Raw genomic sequence first — 20,198 nt, 5'->3', positions numbered from 1 at the left:
AAAGAATTGGGAGACAGAAGATAATTTGAGTAATACAGAAAACCTTTCGAGACCTACGGAGGATAATTTTTGGGATGCGGAAGCACGTTTGAGGGACACGGAAGCTCGTTTGAGGGCTGGGAGAGCTTGTAAATGCTGAAAAGTTGGTTTTATTTTATTGGAATTGCAATATTTATAGAAGTATTGGTTAGCTTTTTTGAACTAATACTAAATTTCCCATTTAGTGATTTAACCCTAGCTTGCATATTTTGTATACCAATACCTTTTGAAATAATTGTCGTGTCAAAACCAATTCCATTATCCGTAATTGCCATACAAATATTTGGAGCATCAAGGACAAGACTGATTGTTGCTTTTTTTGCTTGAGCATATTTATAAATATTATAGCTAGCTTCCTGTATTATTCGGTATAAATGCATTTTTATTTCACTAGAAACCGAATTCCAATCAATATGATTGTCTATTTCTAATTCATAATGTGTCTTACTTGTTTTATTTTGTTCGCTTACAAAATCTTTTACCATTTTTATGTAACTATCTTCTTTTTGAAATACATCTTGGTTTAAATCATGCGATATGGTTCGGATTTCGGTTTCAATTTGGTTGATCTCATTTATATAGGTTAAACATTTTTGGATAGTCTCTTTATCTGTTTTATTTGATAATATGGATAGATTAAGTCGTGTACTAGATAATCTATTCATAATACCGTCATGAAGTTCTCTTGCAATACGTTTCTTTTCGGTTTGTTTGGCTTTATCTTCTTTTGATTTTTGGGTTAACATTAAATGATAGATTTCTTCATTGGCTTTTTGCTGCGATTGTTGGAATTGCAACTCTTTTTGTTTAGCACGTTGTTTGTTAATTATCAGTAGTAATGCGATGATGATTACAAGTACACCCGCTATAGTTCCGATAATCCATTTTTGTTTAATTGCTGTTTCTTTCTCTTGGGAGATTTCGTCGGTTTCAAGTTGTATTTTATAATACTGATTTCTGGCATTACGCTCAATAAATAGTAAGCTATCATTTTTTTCGTGATATTCTTTAATATACTGTGGTGCTTTTTTAACATTAACACTCCCAGCATTGCTCAAAGCAGTTAGATAGTAATAGGGAGATTTAAACTTTTTGGCAATTTTTAATGCTTTTTCTGCATATAATTGTGCTTTCAAAGTGTTATTAATTGCATAATAATAATTAGATAGATAAACATAGCTTACCGTGGATTCTCTAATTCCTTCATCTCTACTATTAAGTAATTCAATAGATTTAAACAACAAATCAGGAAATCCAGAATAATCTTTTAACTGCAATTTACAATAAGATAGATTATTTAGTAAAAAACCATATATAACCGGATCCTTTTTTATTAATTTCTTTTCTTTAAGTGCTAAATTAAAATATTGCATTGCCTTACTATATTTTTTTTGCTCCCTGTAAACATTCCCTATGTTATTTAGACAAGTTGCTATTCGATCAATTCCACTTTTTTTTAGTTTATACTTTTTTGCTATTAATATTGCTAAATTAAAGGTTTTGATTGCCTTTTTGTAATTTTTTAGATTGTGTGCTGAATTACCGATGCATATTAAAAGTTGGAATTGATCTTCTATAGAATTTGTTCTTTTAAAATAATCATAAGCTTTTTCTGCAGATAAATCAGCTCCCAAATAATCATCTTTATTGAACTGGACAATGCTTTTGTATTGATAAACCTTTGCTAAACCATATTTATCACTTGTTTTTTTATAAAATTTTTCAGATTTAATGTAATAATAATATGCACTATCATAGATTGTGTTTTTCCTAAAATAGCCACCTTTATACCTGTAATATCTTGCTAAATTGAGAGTGTCTTTTACTGCTATGCTTTTTTCAAAATGAATTTTTTCTGTTTTTTTAAAATCAACCCAATCATTTGTGTCTAAATAATTGTAAGAAACACTGTTTATATAAAACCTAGTTAACGTATCATTCTTATTTAAATTTACTAGTGAAAACGCTTTGCTATTATACTTATTCCTAAGTTTTAAATCTAAAGTGTCATTCCCCGCCAAATCCAAATACATCTTTATAGAATCATTCTTCGCTTGAACTTCTTTATCAACAGTTTTAGGGGTACAACTGTATAAAGACACCAGCAAAACTATTATCCAATAAATGAGTCTTTTATTCATAAAGCCAATATACTAAAAACGAATTGAGTCCCGATTTAAAAAACCGGAACCCAATTCTACCACAATTTAATTTATCTTCATCAAACTTGTATTGTTAGTTATTGCAAATTTCTTTCAATAAGAAAAATACGTTCTTGATTTTGACATTGTAAAAATAAATTGTTGTTTTTACATTTTGGTACACTAAAAGTGTACATTTTTAGAAAGTTTTAAAATACTACTAAAAATTAGTCCTCTTTGACAGTTATTACTACATCATCTTCAAATTTGTATTCCCCCTTTTTATAAATTTCTTTATTTGACAATACAATTTCATAAGTATAAATACCTTTTGGTAAAACAAATAGACATTCCTTACCTTCTTTAGGGATGACGAGTTCTTTTTTAACATCATCGCCTTCCTCGGTTTTACCTAAAAGCCTAAAAGTAATTCTATCATTGAGTTTGTTTTTTACGCATACGCTTTCGATTGATTTACTGTCTTTTTTTACTTCGGATTTGCTAGTTTTAAATACCGAAAGGCCACTCAGGAGCAGTTCTCCTCCCTTAATAACGGTGTTAAGATCGGCTTGTGAAAATAAAAATTGACATGTAAACAGTAACGAAAATAAAATTTTATGTTTCATGATTTCTCTTTTTTTAACCCATTGCTGCCATAAGCAACATTGCTTTTAGCCTTTTTGCAGAGGATGCAGCGTCGTTACAACAGCTTGTTATTAATCCTGACACGAATGCTTTTGAAATTCCAATAGTTACTTCAACTTTGATTTCAATTGTTATTTCACAGGTGTTTTGCTTGGTGTTTTGAGAGTTGTCAAAATCAAATTCTTGAATGATTTGATCCGCTTCTTCATTGAGTTCGGCTAGAGACAGAAACTTATATTCTGTAACCTCTTTTTCATATGTAGTTATTAATGAAGCACTTCTGAATTCCGCTTTTTGATTTAAATCGCTTTTTTCTTGTGCAATTCCATTAAATACAAAGAAGACAATGGCGATTAAGCCAAATACTAGATTTTTCATGTTGTATATAATTTTAATTATTGCAATCCAACTTTGTGTCGTCAAAACATTATAAAGGTTGGGATGCTTTTTTAAAGAGTGAGTTTTCTTTTGATTAATGGCTAATCAAATAGTGATTTATTTAAATCCTTGTTTTAACAATTCTTCGCGGATTCCTATCAAGTGATCAGCACCATAAATGAAAGCTATCTTTTTATGACTATCATTAAAAAAGGTTTTTAAAATGTTTTTATTTCTAAAACCTATATATAAATCTTCTCTAACTTTTTTTTCCATTGGTTTATATTTACAGTTTGTTTTTTCGTATAAACTTTTTTCAAAATCACAAGGTTCTAATTTTATTTCACCATACTTACTTTCATAATAATCAATCATTTCTTTTAAAGTAACATCAACAGTTTTAGTGTTTGATCCATCTAACGCTAATTTACCTGGAGAAGGCTGGTCAAAAATTTCCTTTTTAAACTTCACTTTCCCCTTATAAATCGAGTCAAAGTAATGCCTGTAACCAGCATTATTTCTGCTAAATGGTATTCCAGTAAGTTTAATTGATTTCCTTAAAGTTGTAGAATCATTTTTAATTCCTTTAACTTCTTCAGTATAAAAAAAATAACCAATCTTTTTAAGAGAATCTATTTTAGTTTTAACATCATCATAAAAAAGTTTCGTTCCTAAATGATGCATTGGAAAAAAAACAACCTCTTTTTCTCCATTAGTAAATTTAGATAGTTCTACATTATCATCATATAATCCCAACATTTTAAATGCTAAATTAACTTTAAAACTAGTGCAACTTAATAAACTAAATAAGGTTAAATAAATTAAAATTTTGATTCTCTTCATAACTGTTTCGAATTAAATCAATGGTGCATATTTTAATACACACCATTGATACCATATTATTAAAATTTGATAATTAAAGAGTTGCTATTACTAAAAGAATGGCTTTTATAATGGCACCTAAAATTAGTTCTCCACCGACATCTCCAAAAATATCCTTAAGAATGCAACTCAACTGATACCATCTACATTTAGCAGTAACTGTATTCGCATAAGAATTTACATCTCCGGTTGTTCCTCCAAATAATTCGCTGCCATCCGTTTTTACTCCTTTATTCGAAAGATTGTCTATGTATAGTGCCGCTGCGGCCATTTCTTTTCCATTGTAACTCTTTAATATTTCTGCTTGTGTAGCTTTAGTAGCTAGTAATTTGTATGACTTGTTTAATAAATCATTACCTTCCTTTGTTATTTTTGTATACCAACTTCCGGTAATTATTTTCTTAAAATCTTCAACATTAGTTGTTTTCTCAAATGCTGGTTTTAATGAACTTGAGAAATCATACATTCCTTGTGCCAATTGTAACCTTACACTTTCTTGAGTTATTTTTTGTGCATTTCCATTGAATGCAAATAAAACGGTGGCGATTAAGCCAAATAATAAATTTTTCATAAATTTGTATATAATTTTAATTATTGCAGTCCAGCTTTGTGTCGTCAAAACATTATAAAGGTTGGGCTGCTTTTTTTGGTTGGTTTAGTCATTCTGCTGTTTAATAACAAACCTCTAAAATAAACAGTGTTTTTTCTATGTTTATTTTCTCTACAAAAAACTAGAAAAGCATTCTTTGTATTGTGTCACAATCATGGTGGTAAGCCACTTTTAACTACCTAATAATCAAGTTAAATTAGTATTGTTTGATTTTGATATCGTAAAAGTAAACTGTTATTCTTACATTTTGGTACACTAAAAGTGTACATTTTAAAAAATTTAAAAATAAATCCGTGCTTCTTGAAGTTTGCACACTGCATACTAAATCAATCCTTGTTTTCTTGCTTCTTTTAGTATGTCTTCATCATTTCCTTTGTCTATTCCTAAAAGTTGTTTTATAAGAGATTTTCGCTTGTCAATAGCACTTTTCGAAAGATGAAGTAAATTGGGAATGCTCTTGGTTTTTACGCCTTGTGATAGTAAAGAAAGGATTTGTCGGTTATAACTGTCCATAACTTTATTCTTTTCTCCCCATGATTTTTGGTGATTCATAACCGTTTCACTAAAATAGGTTCCTCCTTTTATAACAGTATCAAATGCATCGATTAATTGTTGCGCCTGAAAATCACTTTTTACTAAAACTCCTTCAAGTTTATACTCATTTATAATTTTAAAAAGAACTATAGACTCACTGTGAGATGTCAGAATGATAATTTTAGCATTGGGATGCTGCTTTCTCACAACCGGAATTAAATCATCTCCTGTGTTTATATTTTTTTCAAAATAAGGAGGCAAAGTCAAATCTAAAAAAACAATATCAAAAGGATGATTTGCCTGAAAAATTTCGTTATAAGCCGCTTCACATGAATGAGCAGCCGTTGTGTTTAATATATAACCGAAGGAATTATAAGCCAGAATAGATCTATATCCTTCAATAATTGGAGGATGATCATCAACCATTAAAACCTGAATTTCCATATGAATTTTTCGTAAACCTATGAATTTTCTTCTAAATCTCCAAATAATTTCCTCCAGCTATTCTGCTGATAATCAAATCAACATTCTCTTTATAGGATTTTGAGAAAGGAAGTTTGGTCGTCGAATTCTTGATGTAACAAACGGTATTTCCGGTATGAATTCTAGATACTTGGTTTACATTTATAATGTAACTGTTATGAATGCGCAGGAATTGTGTTGGCGGCAAAACGGTTTCAAAATGCTTTAAAGTTTTAAAGGCTGTAATCATTTCGCCGTTGTTTAAATGAATGTCGGTTGAGTTGTTATCGGCTTCAAAATAAAGCACATCATTTGAATCAATATAACGATAATCGCCATACGATTTTACACAAATTACCAATGACTGGTCTGGTTGTTGAACCACCGTTGGTTTTTCAATAGTAACCGGAGTTGCCTTAACTTCAATATCGTTTACATTTTCATCTACCTTATCTTCTTTAAGCGTTTCCACTTCGGCTTCATCTAAAACTTCATAGGTTGCCACCGGATTTTTGACTTCCATATGCGGCAAATCCGATTTTATGGCACGATCAAATTTTAAAATTGCCTTTCTGAAATCGTTAATATTCAATGGTTTTAATAAATAGTCAATCACTTCATATTGCAAGGCATCATAAGCCAGGTCTTTTTTACTTGTGGTGACAATAATTTTGGGAACAACCGTTAAATAGCGATACAACTCATTGATTAAACTTAGCGAAAGGTTACTTTTTTTATCAGATGGGTCTATTTCTAAAAAAACAAGGTGGGGTTGGTGCTCTAAAATTAAATTTACACCATCATCATAGGTATTAGCAGAGGCCAGAAAAGACAAATTGCGAAAACGCTCAGCAATGGCCTGAGTTTTCGTGACATCGTCTTGAGTGTCATCAATAATGATAAATGTGTGACTCATCTATGCTTTTCCGTTATTTGGATTTAGGGAAAGCATTAGATTCGGTAAAATAACAGGTAGTTTTGGGGAAACTATTTGCTAATGAATACTATTTAACAACAAAATAAATTATGCTAAATGTATGTGTTTTTCGTTATAACGAAAATAAGATTTCAGGTTTCGAGTAGTGTAAAATGTTGACAGAAACGCTAAAACTGTTAATATGTGAGTTTTTAACAAGATAAAAACTTACAAAAATAAAAATCCCAAACACTTTTGAGCATTTGGGATTTTAATTTTATTTGGACTCCAGCCTGCGCGGGAATGACACGTTTGTTGCTACATTTTCATAAGCCAATTTCTAACCGAAACTTCTTCATTAATTATTCCGCGTAATTCAGAAATTTTAACCCTGTCTTGTTTCATTGAATCTCTGTGACGAATGGTTACCGTTTGGTCTTCTAGCGTTTGGTGGTCAACCGTAATACAAAAAGGCGTTCCTAATGCATCTTGTCTTCGGTAACGTCTTCCAACGGCATCTTTTTCGTCATAGGCCACATTGAAATCCCATTTCAAATCTTCGATGATTTTTTGGGCAACTTCTGGTAAACCATCTTTTTTTACTAATGGTAAAACGGCTGCTTTTGTTGGTGCTAACACAGAAGGTAAACGTAAAACTGTACGTGTTGAACCATCTTCTAATGTTTCTTCTTGTAATGATGTCGCAAAAACTGACAAGAACATTCTATCCAAACCAACAGAAGTTTCTACGACATAAGGAACGTAACTCGAATTAGTTTCAGTATCAAAATATTGCAATTTTTTACCTGAATATTGTTCATGTGCTTTTAAATCGAAGTCGGTTCTTGAGTGAATTCCTTCTAGTTCTTTGAACCCAAAAGGGAAATTAAACTCGATATCAGCCGCTGCATTAGCATAATGTGCTAATTTTTCGTGGTCGTGGAAACGGTAATTTTCTTTTCCTAAACCGAGTGATAAATGCCAGTTTAAACGAGTTGTTTTCCAGTATTCGTACCATTTCATTTCTTCACCTGGTTTTACAAAAAACTGCATTTCCATTTGTTCAAATTCTCGCATACGGAAAATAAATTGTCTGGCAACAATCTCATTTCTAAACGCTTTTCCGGTTTGTGCAATTCCAAACGGAATCTTCATTCTTCCGGTTTTTTGTACATTCAAGAAGTTCACGAAAATTCCTTGTGCCGTTTCCGGACGCAAGTATAAATCCATCGCATTTTCGGCGGAAGCTCCTAATTTTGTTCCGAACATTAAGTTAAATTGACGCACTTCTGTCCAGTTTCTTGAACCGGTTTCTGGGTCGGCTATTTCCAATTCTTCGATTAAGGCTTTTACATCTTCTAAATCACCAGCGCCAAGCGAACGTCCCATTCTTTCTAGGATTTCTCTTTCTTTCGAAAGGTACTCCATCACTCTTGGATTGGTAGTTTTGTATTGTTCTTCATCAAAAGAATCCCCAAAACGCTCGCGTGCTTTTTCGATTTCTTTTTTGGCTTTCAGGTTTAATTTTTCGGCATAATCCTCAATTAAAACATCGGCACGGTATCTTTTTTTTGAGTCTTTGTTGTCAATCAATGGGTCGTTAAACGCATCAACGTGGCCGGAAGCTTTCCATGTGGTTGGATGCATCAAAATTGCGGCATCTAAACCAACAATATTATCATGCATTTGCACCATGGCTTTCCACCAATATTCTCTAATATTCTTTTTTAACTCAACTCCGTTTTGAGCATAATCATAGACCGCACTCAAACCATCGTAAATTTCGCTTGACGGAAAAATAAATCCGTACTCTTTTGCATGCGAAACTACGTTCTTAAATAAATCTTCTTGTTTTGCCATAATGCTGCAAAAATATAAAAAGCGATTATAAAAAAAGACTTAAAAATCAATTAGAATACAAATTTTTTATACTTTTATGTAAGAAAATTATCTTTTTATGTGGAAACATCTTGTAAATCTATTTTTTCCAAAGTCTTGCGCTGGTTGTCATTCGTTTTTATTGAGTGACGAAAAAGTGATCTGTACGCAATGCCGACATGAGATTCCGTTGACAAATCATCATAAAATTCAGGAAAACGAAGTGATTCAAAAGTTTTATGGAAGAATTCCGTTAGAATATGGCTCGGCTTTATTTTATTTCCATAAAAAAGGAATTGTTCAGGAAATGATTCATAAATTAAAATATAAAGGGCACGAAGAAATCAGCCAGACCATTGGTGATTGGTATGTTGAAGAATTAAAAGAGTTGCATCAAATGGCGGCAATCGATTTTATAATTCCGGTTCCGTTGCATAAAAAACGATTACGCGAACGCGGTTATAATCAGGTGGAAGGTTTTGGAAAAGCACTAGCTGAAAATTTAAAAATACGATACGAACCGGATGTTTTACAACGAAAATTATACACCAAAACGCAAACCAAAAAGAATCTTTTAGGCAGAATTGATGTAATTGATAATGTATTTGAAGTTTCCTATTCTGAAAATCATATCGATAAACATTTTTTGTTAATTGACGATGTGATTACAACGGGTTCTACACTCGAATCTTGTAGTCGAGCTTTGTTAAAAATTCCGAACGCAAAAATTAGTATTGTTTGTATGGCAATGTCACACAGTTAAATGTTAAGTTTCCTCAAAAACATTTCTTTCACACTAAATATAATTGTTATTTTGTGCTTTGAAAAAACAGTGGTATGCCAAAATCTATTCTGAAGTTAATTTGTTTGCTTTTTATCATCGTGATGGCAAGTTGTGCGAAGCGTGGTAATATAACCGGAGGAACTAAAGACACTATTGCACCTGTTTTAAAAGCAAGTTTCCCAAAAAATTTCTCAACTAATTTTAATGGCAAGGAAATCAAATTGGTTTTTGATGAATATGTCAAGCTGAAAAACATAAACAAGCAGTTGATCATTTCTCCGCCTTTGAAAAACCAGCCCGATATCTTACCTCAGCTAGCGAGTAAAATATTGACTATTAAAATAAAAGACACGCTGCAACCCAACACAACCTATAGTCTTAATTTTGGGCAGAGTATTGAAGACAATAACGAAGGAAATCCGTATTCACAATTCAAATATGTTTTCTCGACCGGAGCTTACATTGATTCGTTGAAAATAAATGTCAAAGTAAAAGATGCTTTGGAGAACAAAGTGGATAATTTCGTTTCGGTTATGCTTTATGAAATCAATGAAAAATTCAATGATTCGACCATTTATAAAGAATCGCCGACATACATCACGAACACTTTAGACAGTTTGAAAATAGTTTCAATTGAAAACATTAAAGCCGGAAAATACCTTTTGGTTGCGTTGAAAGACAATGGAAATAATAAATTCAATCCTAAATTGGATAAAATTGGTTTTCAAAAACAATACATTACTATCCCTAATGACACCATTTTTGAACTTAAATTATTCAAAGAAAAACTTCCTTTTAAAGCCTTAAAGCCTACTCAAGTATCTGCAAAAAGATTGCTAATGGGATATGAAGGCAATCCTAAAAATATAAGAGTAACTCTAAAAAAGGGTTCTGAAATTATACCAAATCTAGTAACAAAATTTCAGAAGAAGGATTCGGTACAAGTATGGTTTAAGCCCTTAAAAACTGATTCTTTACAAGTTTTAGTTGAAAAAGACAACTTAAAAAAAGACTTTATGATAAAGTTAAAAAAACAAAAAACAGATACGCTGAATATAAGTTCTGATTTCAACAGCACACTTCCTTTACGTGAGCGTTTTGCTTTAAATAGCAACATTCCATTGGTGAAGTTTGACAAATCAAAAATTTCAGTTTTTAATAAAGATTCCGTTGCAGTAGATTTCACTACAGATTATGATGAATTTGAGCAAAAGTTCTATTTAAATTTCAAAAAGGAAGAACTAGAAAAATATAAAATCCAACTATTGCCCGGCGCTTTAACCGATTATTATGAAAAGCAGAATGACACATTAAAGTATTCGGTAGCAACTAAAAACAGTTCCGAATATGGAAATTTAAAAATCACTTTACAAAATGCAAAATCATTTCCTGTTATTTTAGAATTAACCGATAAAGATGGTAAAATATTGGCAACTGCTTATACAGAAAACAATCCTGTTGTTGAGTTTTTAGCTTTAGAGCCAAATAAATATACCCTTCGTATTATTTATGATGAAAATAAAAATGGCGTTTGGGATTCCGGAAATTTTACAGAAAAACGACAATCCGAAGAAGTAATTTATTATCCAGAAATACTTAATGTGAACGCCAATTGGGATGTTATTGAGACGTTTATTTTAAAATAGTATTCAAATTAAAGTAATTCAAAATTATCTTTATCATCCAGAAAAGCCAATTTGTTTCGTGCTTCCAACAGATTTGCTTTATTCAATTCGACAATAAAAATAGCATCTGCTTCTTGTGGTTCCAATAAATAGTTCCCCAAATAATCAACTACTTGCGAATGTCCAACATACTCGTGATGGTTATTGTCAGTTCCTATTCTATTTACTCCAATAGAGTAGCACATATTTTCTACAGCACGAGCTTTTAGTAAAATATCCCATGCATTTATCCGAGGTTTGGGCCAATTGGCAACATAAATAAGAACATCGTAATTTTCAGTGTTTCTGGAAAAAACAGGGAACCGTAAGTCGTAGCAAACCAACGGGCAAAATTTATAACCTTTATATTCTATAATTAACTTCTTTTTTCCGGCTGTATACCATTTATCTTCTCCAGCTAAAGAAAACAAATGTTTTTTATCATAGGTTTGAACGGCTCCAGTTGGTAAAACAAACACCAAACGATTGTAATAATTTCCATTTTCTTCAATAACTAAACTTCCGGTTATTGCGCAGTTTTTAGCTTTCGCCAGATGTTGCAGCCAAGAAACCGTTTCACTTTGCATAGTTTCAGCAACCGCTTTTGGATTCATTGTAAATCCGGAAGAAAACATTTCAGGTAGCACAATCAAATCAACTTCTTCCATAAAGCCAGTGATTTTTTGGGCCAAATGACTTCTGTTTTCCATTGGATTCTCCCAAGAAAGTGCTGTTTGTATAAGTGCTATTTTCATTTTTAAAGGGATTAGAGATAAGAGATATGGGATAAGTTATTTAATCGTTATTTCATCTATGAATATAAAAGCATCGCCACCAAATCCTTGATGCCATTCGGGTAATTTTCCAAAGTTATATGCTTTTACTTTTATATATTTTGCTTTTAATTCTGTTTTAGATGAATAAGTAAAATCTTTTATGTTGTTTACTTCATATTTCGGACTTATGTAATGTCCCTGACTTTCTACCAGAGTGAAATTTACATTGTCATTCGAAGCATAATATTCGACTTTGATTGGCAGTAAAATCCATGAGCGTGAATCTTGTAAAAATCTTGCTCCAATTGAATGAATTGCAGTTTCTGTCTGTAAATCTATTACTGCTTCAAAATCTTGTTCCTGATAACCTTGCCAATCACCTTTTCGCCAGTTTTCTGTTCCAAAAATTCCGTCTATCAATCCTTCCGGTCCACCAGCATGATATTGCGGATTATATTTTGATTTAATGTTAATGGTGTAGTCGTTAGGTTTCTTGAAGAAAGTTGCTGAAACAGTATTGCTTTGACTGTCGTTGTTTTTTATATAAGTCGATATGGTTGAAGTTTCTTGAATTTCAAATGGTTTTGAATATGGAACGAATACTTTTTTTGCAAGATAATCGTCCTTATCACTGATTATAAAATAGATTGTGTCTTTGGGATTTTGTGACACGATTTCAACAGTCATTTTATCCTTAAACGATTTACTTTCTTCCTGAATTATCGGAACTGGTACAATAGGAATAAATTTTGTATTTCTTTTTAATATATCTAATGCTTTCTCTTCTGGTGTTATATAATTTCTTCCATTAAAACTTCTGATAGGAATAAATTTATCAAAAACATTTAATAATGGATTTAGAAAAAGGGTGCTTGATGTTGAAACATCTATTTGATTATTAATATTCACTTTTTCAAAATATGGCTTAACAATATTCCAATAATCTCCGGCTGGAGTTACTTGATACAATCCTATCGAACTCAAGACATACCATGCGCTCATTTGCCCGCAGTCTTCGTTTCCAATCAAACCATCGGGCGCATTTCTGTAAAAATTATCTAAAATGAAATGTACTTTGGCTGCTGTTTTTTCGGGTTTACCAACATAATTGTACAAATACGCCATGTGATGACTTGGCTCATTGCCATGAGCATATTGTCCGATTAATCCAGTAACATCTACCTGTTCTCGTCCAGTAGTTTTGCTTTCGCTGTTGAACATTTCGTCGAGTTTGGATTCGAACTTTGCCTTTCCGCCATAAGCTTCAATCATTCCCGGAATGTCTTGAGGCACAAAAAACGAGTACTGCCAACTGTTGCCTTCGGTAAAATTATTATTAATTTCCTTTGGGTCAAAAGGGTTGTCCCAACCGCCATTCTTTTTAGGTCGCATAAAACCTGTTTTCCAATCGAAGACATTTTTCCAGCTTTGAGAACGCTTCATAAAATACTCGTAATCTTCTTGTTTGCTTAGAATCAAAGCCATTTGCGCAATACACCAATCATCATAAGCATATTCTAACGTTTTGGAAACGCTTTCGTGTTCGTCATCCATTGAAATAAAACCTTGTTTTTTATAAGCCTCCAAACCTAAATGATTCAGCATAGCCGAATGTTTTGCTGCTTCAAAGGCTTTTTTATAATCAAATCCCGTAATTCCTTTTACCATCGCATCAGCTATGACTGAAACCGAATGATAGCCAATCATACAATCAGTTTCATTGGAAGCCAATTCCCAAACGGGTAATCTTCCTCCTTGCTCGTATTGTTTTAGGAATGTATTTATAAAATCTGCTGTGCGTTTTTTTTCAATTAACGTATATAAAGGATGCGCAGCTCTGAAAGTGTCCCAAAGGGAGAAAACCGAATAGTAATCAAATCCTACCGCTTGATGAATTTGGTTGTCTCTGCCGCGGTATTTCCCATCGATATCCTGAGCAATATTTGGTTGTACCATTGTGTGGTATAAAGCGGTGTAGAAAATGGTTTGTTTATTTTTATCACTTTCTGTAATTTCAATTTTAGAGAGTTGTTTATCCCAAAGCTGTTCGGCTTCATATTTGACTTTTTCAAAATTCCAATCTTTAATTTCAGACCTATTTAATTTGGCGCCTTCATAACTTGTTGGAGACAAAGAAACTTTCACAAAAATTTTTTCTCCTTTTTTGACTTGTTTTGAAAGACACACAGCTGATTCTGTACCGCCTGAATATTCATCAGATAGCGAATGCATATAATCGCCATTACTCCTAATCTTGGTAAGTTTTAGAGGAACACTGAACTCAATACGAGCATAGACATACTGATTTTTTGCCCAACTTTCGCTTATTCGTTTTACCTCTATCGTTTTACTATTGATGATATGAATTTCGCCTTCAATTAATTTATCTCTGTGGTTTAAATCCAAAATAATATTAGCTTGACCGCTATTGTTGAAGGTATATTCGTGAAATCCAACTCGGGTTGAAGCGGTCAGTTTTACATCTATATTATACTTATCTAGTTTTACAGCATAAAATCCGGCTGTTGCTTTTTCTGTTGAATGGAAAAATTTAGAACTATATTCCATTGCTTCCAATGTTGGTTTTCCCATCGTCGGCATTAACATAATGTCACCATAATCGGAAACTCCAGTTCCGTTTAAATGCGTGTGTGAAAAACCATAAATAACAGTATCTGAATAATGATAGCCAGAACATCCATCCCAACTTCCATCAATTCTGGTATCTGGCGATAGCTGAACCATTCCAAACGGAACTGTTGCTCCTGGATACGTATGTCCGTGTCCACCTGTCCCAATCATCGGATTAACATATTGATGGTAGTTTTGTCCAAAGAAAGAAAGCGTGGAGAGTAAAAGTAAGCTTGAAAGTTTTAGTTTCATTTTGTCAAATAAAAAAGCCTAATTATATTTTAATTCAACATAAACTGGTAAATGATCTGATGGATATTTTAAATCTTTAGCATCACTCAGCACGGCATATTTTATAACTTTAAACGGATTGCCTTTTGATAAAAAGATATAATCTATAAGAGCAGTAACCGCTTCATTGTGCTTAAACCCGTTAAATGTTCCCGTTGGTCCAAAAGGTCTTTCTTCTGAAATCTCACGGCTATCGTTCATTTCTTTTTTTAGATTGATAATTCGTTCTTCTTTGGGTTCCGAATTAAAATCACCCATAAAAAAAACCGGATAGTTTTTAGTGTTAAGTTCCTTTATTTTGGATAGAATTAAAAGAATTGAATTAGTTCGAGCCGATTCTCCTTTATGGTCTAAATGCGTATTGAAAACCCAGAATGTTTGCTTTGATTTTTCGTCTTTTAATAAAGCATAAGTACAAACTCTGTTAAGCATGGCGTCCCAACCTTTTGAAATCTTATCTGGCGTTTCCGAAAGCCAAAATGTGTTTTCCTGTTCAACTTTGAATCTATCTTTTTTAAAAAAAATGTTTGATGATTCTCCTTTTCCAATGCCATCTCGAGCAATTCCAACGTAATTATACTTTGGTAATAAAGTGGCAATATCAAGAACTTGATTGGGTAACGCTTCTTGAATACCAAAAATATCGGGTTCATAAAAAGTCAATTGTGAAGCCCAAAATTCTTTTCGGTTAGTCCAAGCGTTTTCACCATCAGAAGCTAAATCTAAACGGATATTGTAAGTCATTAGCCTTAATTTTTGTGCAGAAATGCTGGCCTCAAAAATTAAAAGTACCATCAATGAAAAGAAGATTTTTTTCATGCGAATTGAAATCTATATTTTGTAATTGTAAATATACTTCATTTGAATTTACACCATAAAAAAACGCATCCAAATAATGAATGCGTTTTTTACGTTTATAAGCTAAAGTCTATTTCAAACTTGCTGACAAATATTCTCTGTTCATTCGAGCAATGTTTTCTAAGGAAATACCTTTTGGACATTCTACTTCACAAGCGCCGGTGTTGGTACAGTTTCCAAATCCTTCTTCATCCATTTGACGAACCATGTTTAACACACGTGCTGTTGCTTCAACTTTTCCTTGTGGTAATAAAGCATATTGAGATACTTTAGCTCCAACGAACAACATTGCTGAACCGTTTTTACATGTTGCAACACAAGCACCGCAACCGATGCAAGCTGCTGCTTCAAAAGCTTTATCTGCATCGTGTTTTGGAATTGGAGTAGCATTAGCATCAATGGTTCTTCCTGAAGTATTTACTGAAACGAAACCTCCAGCTTGTTGAATTCTGTCGAAAGCACTGCGATCAACTACTAAATCTTTTACTACCGGGAATGCTTTGCTTCTCCATGGCTCTATAAAAATAGTATCTCCGTCTTTAAATTTACGCATGTGCAATTGACATGTTGTGGTTCCGGTTTCTGGTCCGTGTGCTCTTCCGTTGATGTATAACGAACACATTCCACAGATTCCCTCACGACAATCATGATCGAAAGCAACAGGTGCTTTTTTATCGTTGATTAATTGCTCGTTCAATTGGTCTAACATTTCCAAAAATGAACTTGCAGTCGAAACATTATCTAATTTATAAGTTTCCATGCTACCTTTGGATTTAGCATCTTTTTGACGCCAAATTTTAAGGTTTATATTGATATTTTTTGCTGAAGACATAATGTATATTATTTGTAATTTCTAGCTGCAATTTTAATAAACTCGTATTTCAATTCTTCTTTGTTTAGGATTTCTTTGCTAATATCGTAGCCCATGTATTCCCATGCTCCAACGAATGAGAAGTTTTCATCATCACGAAGTGTTTCCCCTTCTGAATCCTGATACTCTTCACGGAAGTGACCACCACAAGATTCTTTACGTTGTAAAGCATCCATGGCCATTAACTGGCCTAAATCGATAAAGTCAGCTACACGAAGTGCTTTTTCCAACTCTTGATTTAATTCGTCTGCACTTCCCGGTACGTATACATCTTTATAAAATTCTTCTTTTAAAGCTGCGATTTCAGCAATAGCTTCTGTTAAGCCTTTTTCGTTTCTTCCCATTCCAACTTTGTTCCACATAATCAATCCCAATCTTTTATGAAAATGGTCAACCGATTTAGAACCGTTGTTGTTTAGGAATTTATTTATGGTCTCTTTCACACTATTTTCTGCTTCAGCAAATTCCGGTAAATCCGTAGAGATTTTTCCGGTTCTGATTTCATCTGCTAAATAATTTGAAACGGTATAAGGTAGTACGAAATAACCATCTGCCAAACCTTGCATTAATGCAGATGCTCCTAATCTGTTTGCTCCGTGGTCTGAGAAATTGGCTTCTCCTGCTACAAAACAACCTGGTATTGTTGATTGCAAATTATAATCAACCCAAACACCACCCATAGTATAATGAACAGCTGGATAAATCTTCATCGGAGTTTCGTATGGATTTTCATCAGTTATTTTTTCATACATAGCGAAAAGGTTACCATACTTTTCTTCTAACCATTGTTTTCCTAACTTAGTAGCTTCTTCAACTGTTGGATTGTGATTTCCTTGAGCATAAGCCGTTTGTCTTCCTTTACTCTGAATTTCAGTAGAGAAATCTAAATAAACGCCCTCATTCGTGTCATTTGCTTCAATTCCAAAACCTTGATCACATAATTCTTTTGCTGCTCTTGAAGCCACATCGCGAGGAACAAGATTTCCAAAAGCAGGATATTTTCTTTCTAAAAAATAATCTCTATCTTCTTCACTTAATTGTGTAGGTTTTAATTTCCCTGCACGAATTGCTGCTGCATCTTCTTTTTTCTTTGGCACCCAAATTCTTCCTGAGTTACGCAAAGATTCAGACATTAAGGTCAATTTTGCCTGATTGGTTCCATGAACCGGAATACATGTTGGGTGAATCTGAACAAAACAAGGATTAGCAAATAATGCGCCTCTTTTGTGAACCTTCCAACCTGCTGTAACATTACTTCCCATAGCATTTGTAGAAAGAAAATAAACATTTCCGTATCCGCCGGAAGCTATAACAACGGCGTGTGCCGAATGTCTTTCTAATTCACCAGTAACTAAATTACGAGCTATAATTCCACGTGCTTTTCCGTCTACTTTCACTAAATCCAACATTTCGTGACGGTTAAACATTTTTACACGACCTAAACCAATTTGTCTTGATAAAGCCGAATAAGCTCCGAGTAATAATTGCTGTCCTGTTTGTCCTGCAGCATAAAAAGTACGCTGTAATTGGGTTCCGCCAAACGAACGGTTGTCTAACATACCACCATAATCACGAGCAAAAGGAACACCTTGCGCTACACATTGGTCAATAATATTAGATGACACTTCAGCCAAACGATGAACGTTAGCCTCACGCGCTCTGTAATCGCCACCTTTTATTGTATCGTAAAATAATCTGTAAGTACTGTCACCGTCATTTTGGTAGTTTTTTGCTGCGTTGATTCCGCCTTGAGCCGCGATTGAGTGAGCTCTTCTTGGTGAATCCTGAAAACAAAAGGCTTTCACATTATAACCCATTTCTCCTAAGGATGCTGCAGCAGATGCTCCAGCCAAACCTGTCCCAACAACGATAATGTCAATTTTTGGTCGATTATTAGGTGCAACTAATTTTAAATGATCTTTATAATCAGTCCATTTGTCCGAAATTGGACCTTCAGGTATTTTTGAATCTAGTTTCATTTACTTGAAATTATTGATTAAAATGATGAAACAATGCAATAAAAATGAATCCGAATGGGACTATTATTGCAAATGCATATCCTAATTTATGAAGTGCTCTCGAGAATTTGTTGTTAAATCCAACCGATTGCATTGAAGAATTGAAACCGTGCCATAAGTGTAAAAACAAAAGCACAAAAGCCAAACAGTACAATCCTGTACGAACCGGACTTTCGAATTTGTGAACCAATTCTGTATAATATCTTGTGGAATCCTGCGGGAGCGCCTGGATGTATTTATAATCCATTTCCGGAAACCAGAAATCATAAAAATGCAATCCAAGGAAAGCTAAAACCAAAGAACCTGAAATAATCATGTTTCGTGATGCCCATGAAGAATTTGCTGATCCATTATTTTTAGCATAACTGATTGGTCTTGCAGCATTATTTTTAATCTCCAGAACAAATCCCATCACAAAGTGAAATACAACACCAAAAGCTAAAATAGGTTGCATTGCATATTGTATTAAAGGATTGTATCCCATGAAATCAGAACAGGCATTAAACACCTTTTCGCTAAATACCGATGTTAAATTGATAGAAAAGTGTAGCGCTAAAAATGAAATTAAGAAAAGTCCGGAAAGTGCCATAGCGACTTTTTTAGCAATGGACGACCCCAAAACGGAAGAATTTGCCATAATTGTGTAGAATTTTTTAAAAAACTACACAAAAATACAGCTATTTGCCAATAACTACAACCTTTTCGCTGTAATTTATAATCAATTTAAAGTGAGTTTAACAGTTGTTCATTTACAACGGTTTAGGTAATGGTTTTGGGCTAAAAAAGTTAAACAAAACTACTTAACATAAGTCGGAATCAATCCACGCAATCCCATGTCAACAACATTCTCGCCAGCAGTAGGCTCATATTTCCCATCGGCATTTACTTCATGCCATTCAAAACTTTTGTTGATTGACAAAGACAGCGTTATGATCACATCACTTGTTTCGGCGCCATCAATAACTAAATTACTTGCAAATTTTCCTGTAACAACACAGGAACCTGCGGGAATAGGAGATGTTGCAGCAATAGGATTTGGAACTGTTGTTGCATTAGCTGATGCTTGTCCCGAAGTTGAATAGGGATAATCATTCAGCGCAAATGCCCAATAACCTTGGGCTCTGTTTCCGTTCACTGGAAAAATAGTGTTGTCTACATCAAAAGAAGTTATGTAGGTATTGAACCCAACAAAACTCGCTAAAGTTCCTTCATAATCATTCCCGTTGGCTGCGTGAACATTGATTTGATAATTTTGATACGACAATGAAACACGCATCCATTCATAACTGCCTGCAGCAACTTGGCTTAAAGGAATTTTTAGAAATGTTTCCCCTTGAGAAACAATCTTTGATTTACTAAAATCTATTGCATTGCTTCCGCCAAGTGTCGTTTCAGGTGCATGATATAAGATAGTTCCGTTTCCTAGTTGGGTATTTGCATTTGGTGCCATTTCTACATAATGTGAAGAAATCAAATTAAAAACAGGTGATTGTGCCGCATTATCCGCAGCAACGGTTGACGGCTGTCCTAAATTATTTAGTCTTACTTGATTAGGGTCAAATTGGAATTTGATGATCAACATCGGTTCGCTGTTTGATTCGCTGCTACAAGAATACAATGTGGCCATCGTAATTATTAGCAATAACACTATGTGTGATTTTTTCATTTTATTCAATTTGGTTGATTTTCTTATGTCATGAATTTAATCGATTTCTATTTTAATTAACGGAAAAAATATCTTTTTATTGCATCGAAAATAAAATAACGCTATTTGGCGACTCATTGCTTTCATACTTTGTTTAATTTTGATAAACTTTATT

The 20,198-nt window shown here is 33.3% G+C and carries 17 protein-coding genes; 2 read left to right on the top strand and 15 right to left on the bottom strand.

The annotated features are described in order from the left end of the window. Positions 1–149: 149 nt before the first annotated feature. From QWY90_RS14835 to QWY90_RS14800, 8 genes are all read right to left on the bottom strand, one after another. Entirely contained in the window at positions 150–2,180 is a 2,031-nt protein-coding gene (locus QWY90_RS14835; RefSeq protein ID WP_290286851.1) for a tetratricopeptide repeat-containing sensor histidine kinase, read from the bottom strand. A 227-nt stretch (positions 2,181–2,407) separates the two neighbouring features. Beyond that, positions 2,408–2,806 (bottom strand): hypothetical protein, encoded by a 399-nt coding sequence (locus QWY90_RS14830; RefSeq protein WP_290286850.1) that lies wholly within the window; start codon positions 2,804–2,806, stop codon positions 2,408–2,410. 13 nt (positions 2,807–2,819) lie between these two features. After that, entirely contained in the window at positions 2,820–3,203 is a 384-nt protein-coding gene (locus QWY90_RS14825; protein WP_290286849.1) for a hypothetical protein, read from the bottom strand. 117 nt (positions 3,204–3,320) lie between these two features. Further along, on the bottom strand, positions 3,321–4,046 hold the full coding sequence (locus QWY90_RS14820) for a hypothetical protein (protein WP_290286848.1): 726 nt from the start codon (positions 4,044–4,046) through the stop codon (positions 3,321–3,323). A 73-nt stretch (positions 4,047–4,119) separates the two neighbouring features. After that, on the bottom strand, positions 4,120–4,656 hold the full coding sequence (locus tag QWY90_RS14815) for a hypothetical protein (protein WP_290286847.1): 537 nt from the start codon (positions 4,654–4,656) through the stop codon (positions 4,120–4,122). 360 nt (positions 4,657–5,016) lie between these two features. Further along, a complete protein-coding gene (locus QWY90_RS14810; protein ID WP_290286846.1) occupies positions 5,017–5,673 on the bottom strand; it encodes a response regulator in 657 nt (218 codons plus the stop codon). A gap of 31 nt (positions 5,674–5,704) precedes the next feature. Beyond that, positions 5,705–6,607, bottom strand: coding sequence for a LytR/AlgR family response regulator transcription factor (locus QWY90_RS14805; protein WP_290286845.1), 903 nt, complete (start codon positions 6,605–6,607; stop codon positions 5,705–5,707). Positions 6,608–6,925: 318 nt separating this feature from the next. Beyond that, positions 6,926–8,467 (bottom strand): glycine--tRNA ligase, encoded by a 1,542-nt coding sequence (locus tag QWY90_RS14800; RefSeq protein ID WP_290286844.1) that lies wholly within the window; start codon positions 8,465–8,467, stop codon positions 6,926–6,928. Positions 8,468–8,564: 97 nt separating this feature from the next. Between QWY90_RS14800 and QWY90_RS14795 the strand changes: the two genes are divergently transcribed. Further along, positions 8,565–9,248, top strand: a complete 684-nt coding sequence (locus QWY90_RS14795) for a ComF family protein (protein ID WP_290286843.1) — start codon at positions 8,565–8,567, stop codon at positions 9,246–9,248. A gap of 74 nt (positions 9,249–9,322) precedes the next feature. Then, positions 9,323–10,915, top strand: a complete 1,593-nt coding sequence (locus QWY90_RS14790) for an Ig-like domain-containing domain (RefSeq protein ID WP_290286842.1) — start codon at positions 9,323–9,325, stop codon at positions 10,913–10,915. Positions 10,916–10,923: 8 nt separating this feature from the next. Here QWY90_RS14790 and QWY90_RS14785 read toward each other — a convergent pair whose 3' ends face one another. The 7 genes from QWY90_RS14785 to QWY90_RS14755 form a co-directional block, all read right to left on the bottom strand. Then, positions 10,924–11,688 carry an amidohydrolase gene (locus QWY90_RS14785; RefSeq protein WP_290286841.1) on the bottom strand — a complete coding sequence of 255 codons (765 nt, stop codon included), beginning with the start codon at positions 11,686–11,688 and terminating at the stop codon, positions 10,924–10,926. A 36-nt stretch (positions 11,689–11,724) separates the two neighbouring features. Further along, a complete protein-coding gene (locus tag QWY90_RS14780) occupies positions 11,725–14,592 on the bottom strand; it encodes a GH92 family glycosyl hydrolase (protein WP_290286840.1) in 2,868 nt (955 codons plus the stop codon). Between the two features lie 18 nt (positions 14,593–14,610). Beyond that, positions 14,611–15,450, bottom strand: coding sequence for an endonuclease/exonuclease/phosphatase family protein (locus QWY90_RS14775; protein ID WP_290286839.1), 840 nt, complete (start codon positions 15,448–15,450; stop codon positions 14,611–14,613). 109 nt (positions 15,451–15,559) lie between these two features. Beyond that, positions 15,560–16,321 (bottom strand): succinate dehydrogenase/fumarate reductase iron-sulfur subunit, encoded by a 762-nt coding sequence (locus tag QWY90_RS14770; RefSeq protein WP_290286838.1) that lies wholly within the window; start codon positions 16,319–16,321, stop codon positions 15,560–15,562. A gap of 8 nt (positions 16,322–16,329) precedes the next feature. Continuing rightward, on the bottom strand, positions 16,330–18,339 hold the full coding sequence (locus tag QWY90_RS14765) for a fumarate reductase/succinate dehydrogenase flavoprotein subunit (protein ID WP_290286837.1): 2,010 nt from the start codon (positions 18,337–18,339) through the stop codon (positions 16,330–16,332). Between the two features lie 10 nt (positions 18,340–18,349). Beyond that, entirely contained in the window at positions 18,350–19,015 is a 666-nt protein-coding gene (locus QWY90_RS14760) for a succinate dehydrogenase cytochrome b subunit (RefSeq protein ID WP_290286836.1), read from the bottom strand. A gap of 159 nt (positions 19,016–19,174) precedes the next feature. Next, complete coding sequence (locus QWY90_RS14755; RefSeq protein WP_290286834.1) at positions 19,175–20,044, bottom strand: hypothetical protein; 870 nt, start codon at positions 20,042–20,044, stop codon at positions 19,175–19,177. Between the last annotated feature and the right edge of the window lie 154 nt (positions 20,045–20,198).

It is taken from the genome of Flavobacterium paronense (assembly GCF_030409795.1).
Classification (GTDB): Bacteria; Bacteroidota; Bacteroidia; order Flavobacteriales; family Flavobacteriaceae; genus Flavobacterium; species Flavobacterium paronense.
Note: the sequence above shows the minus strand (reverse complement) of the source record. Positions and strands in the feature narration are given on the sequence as shown.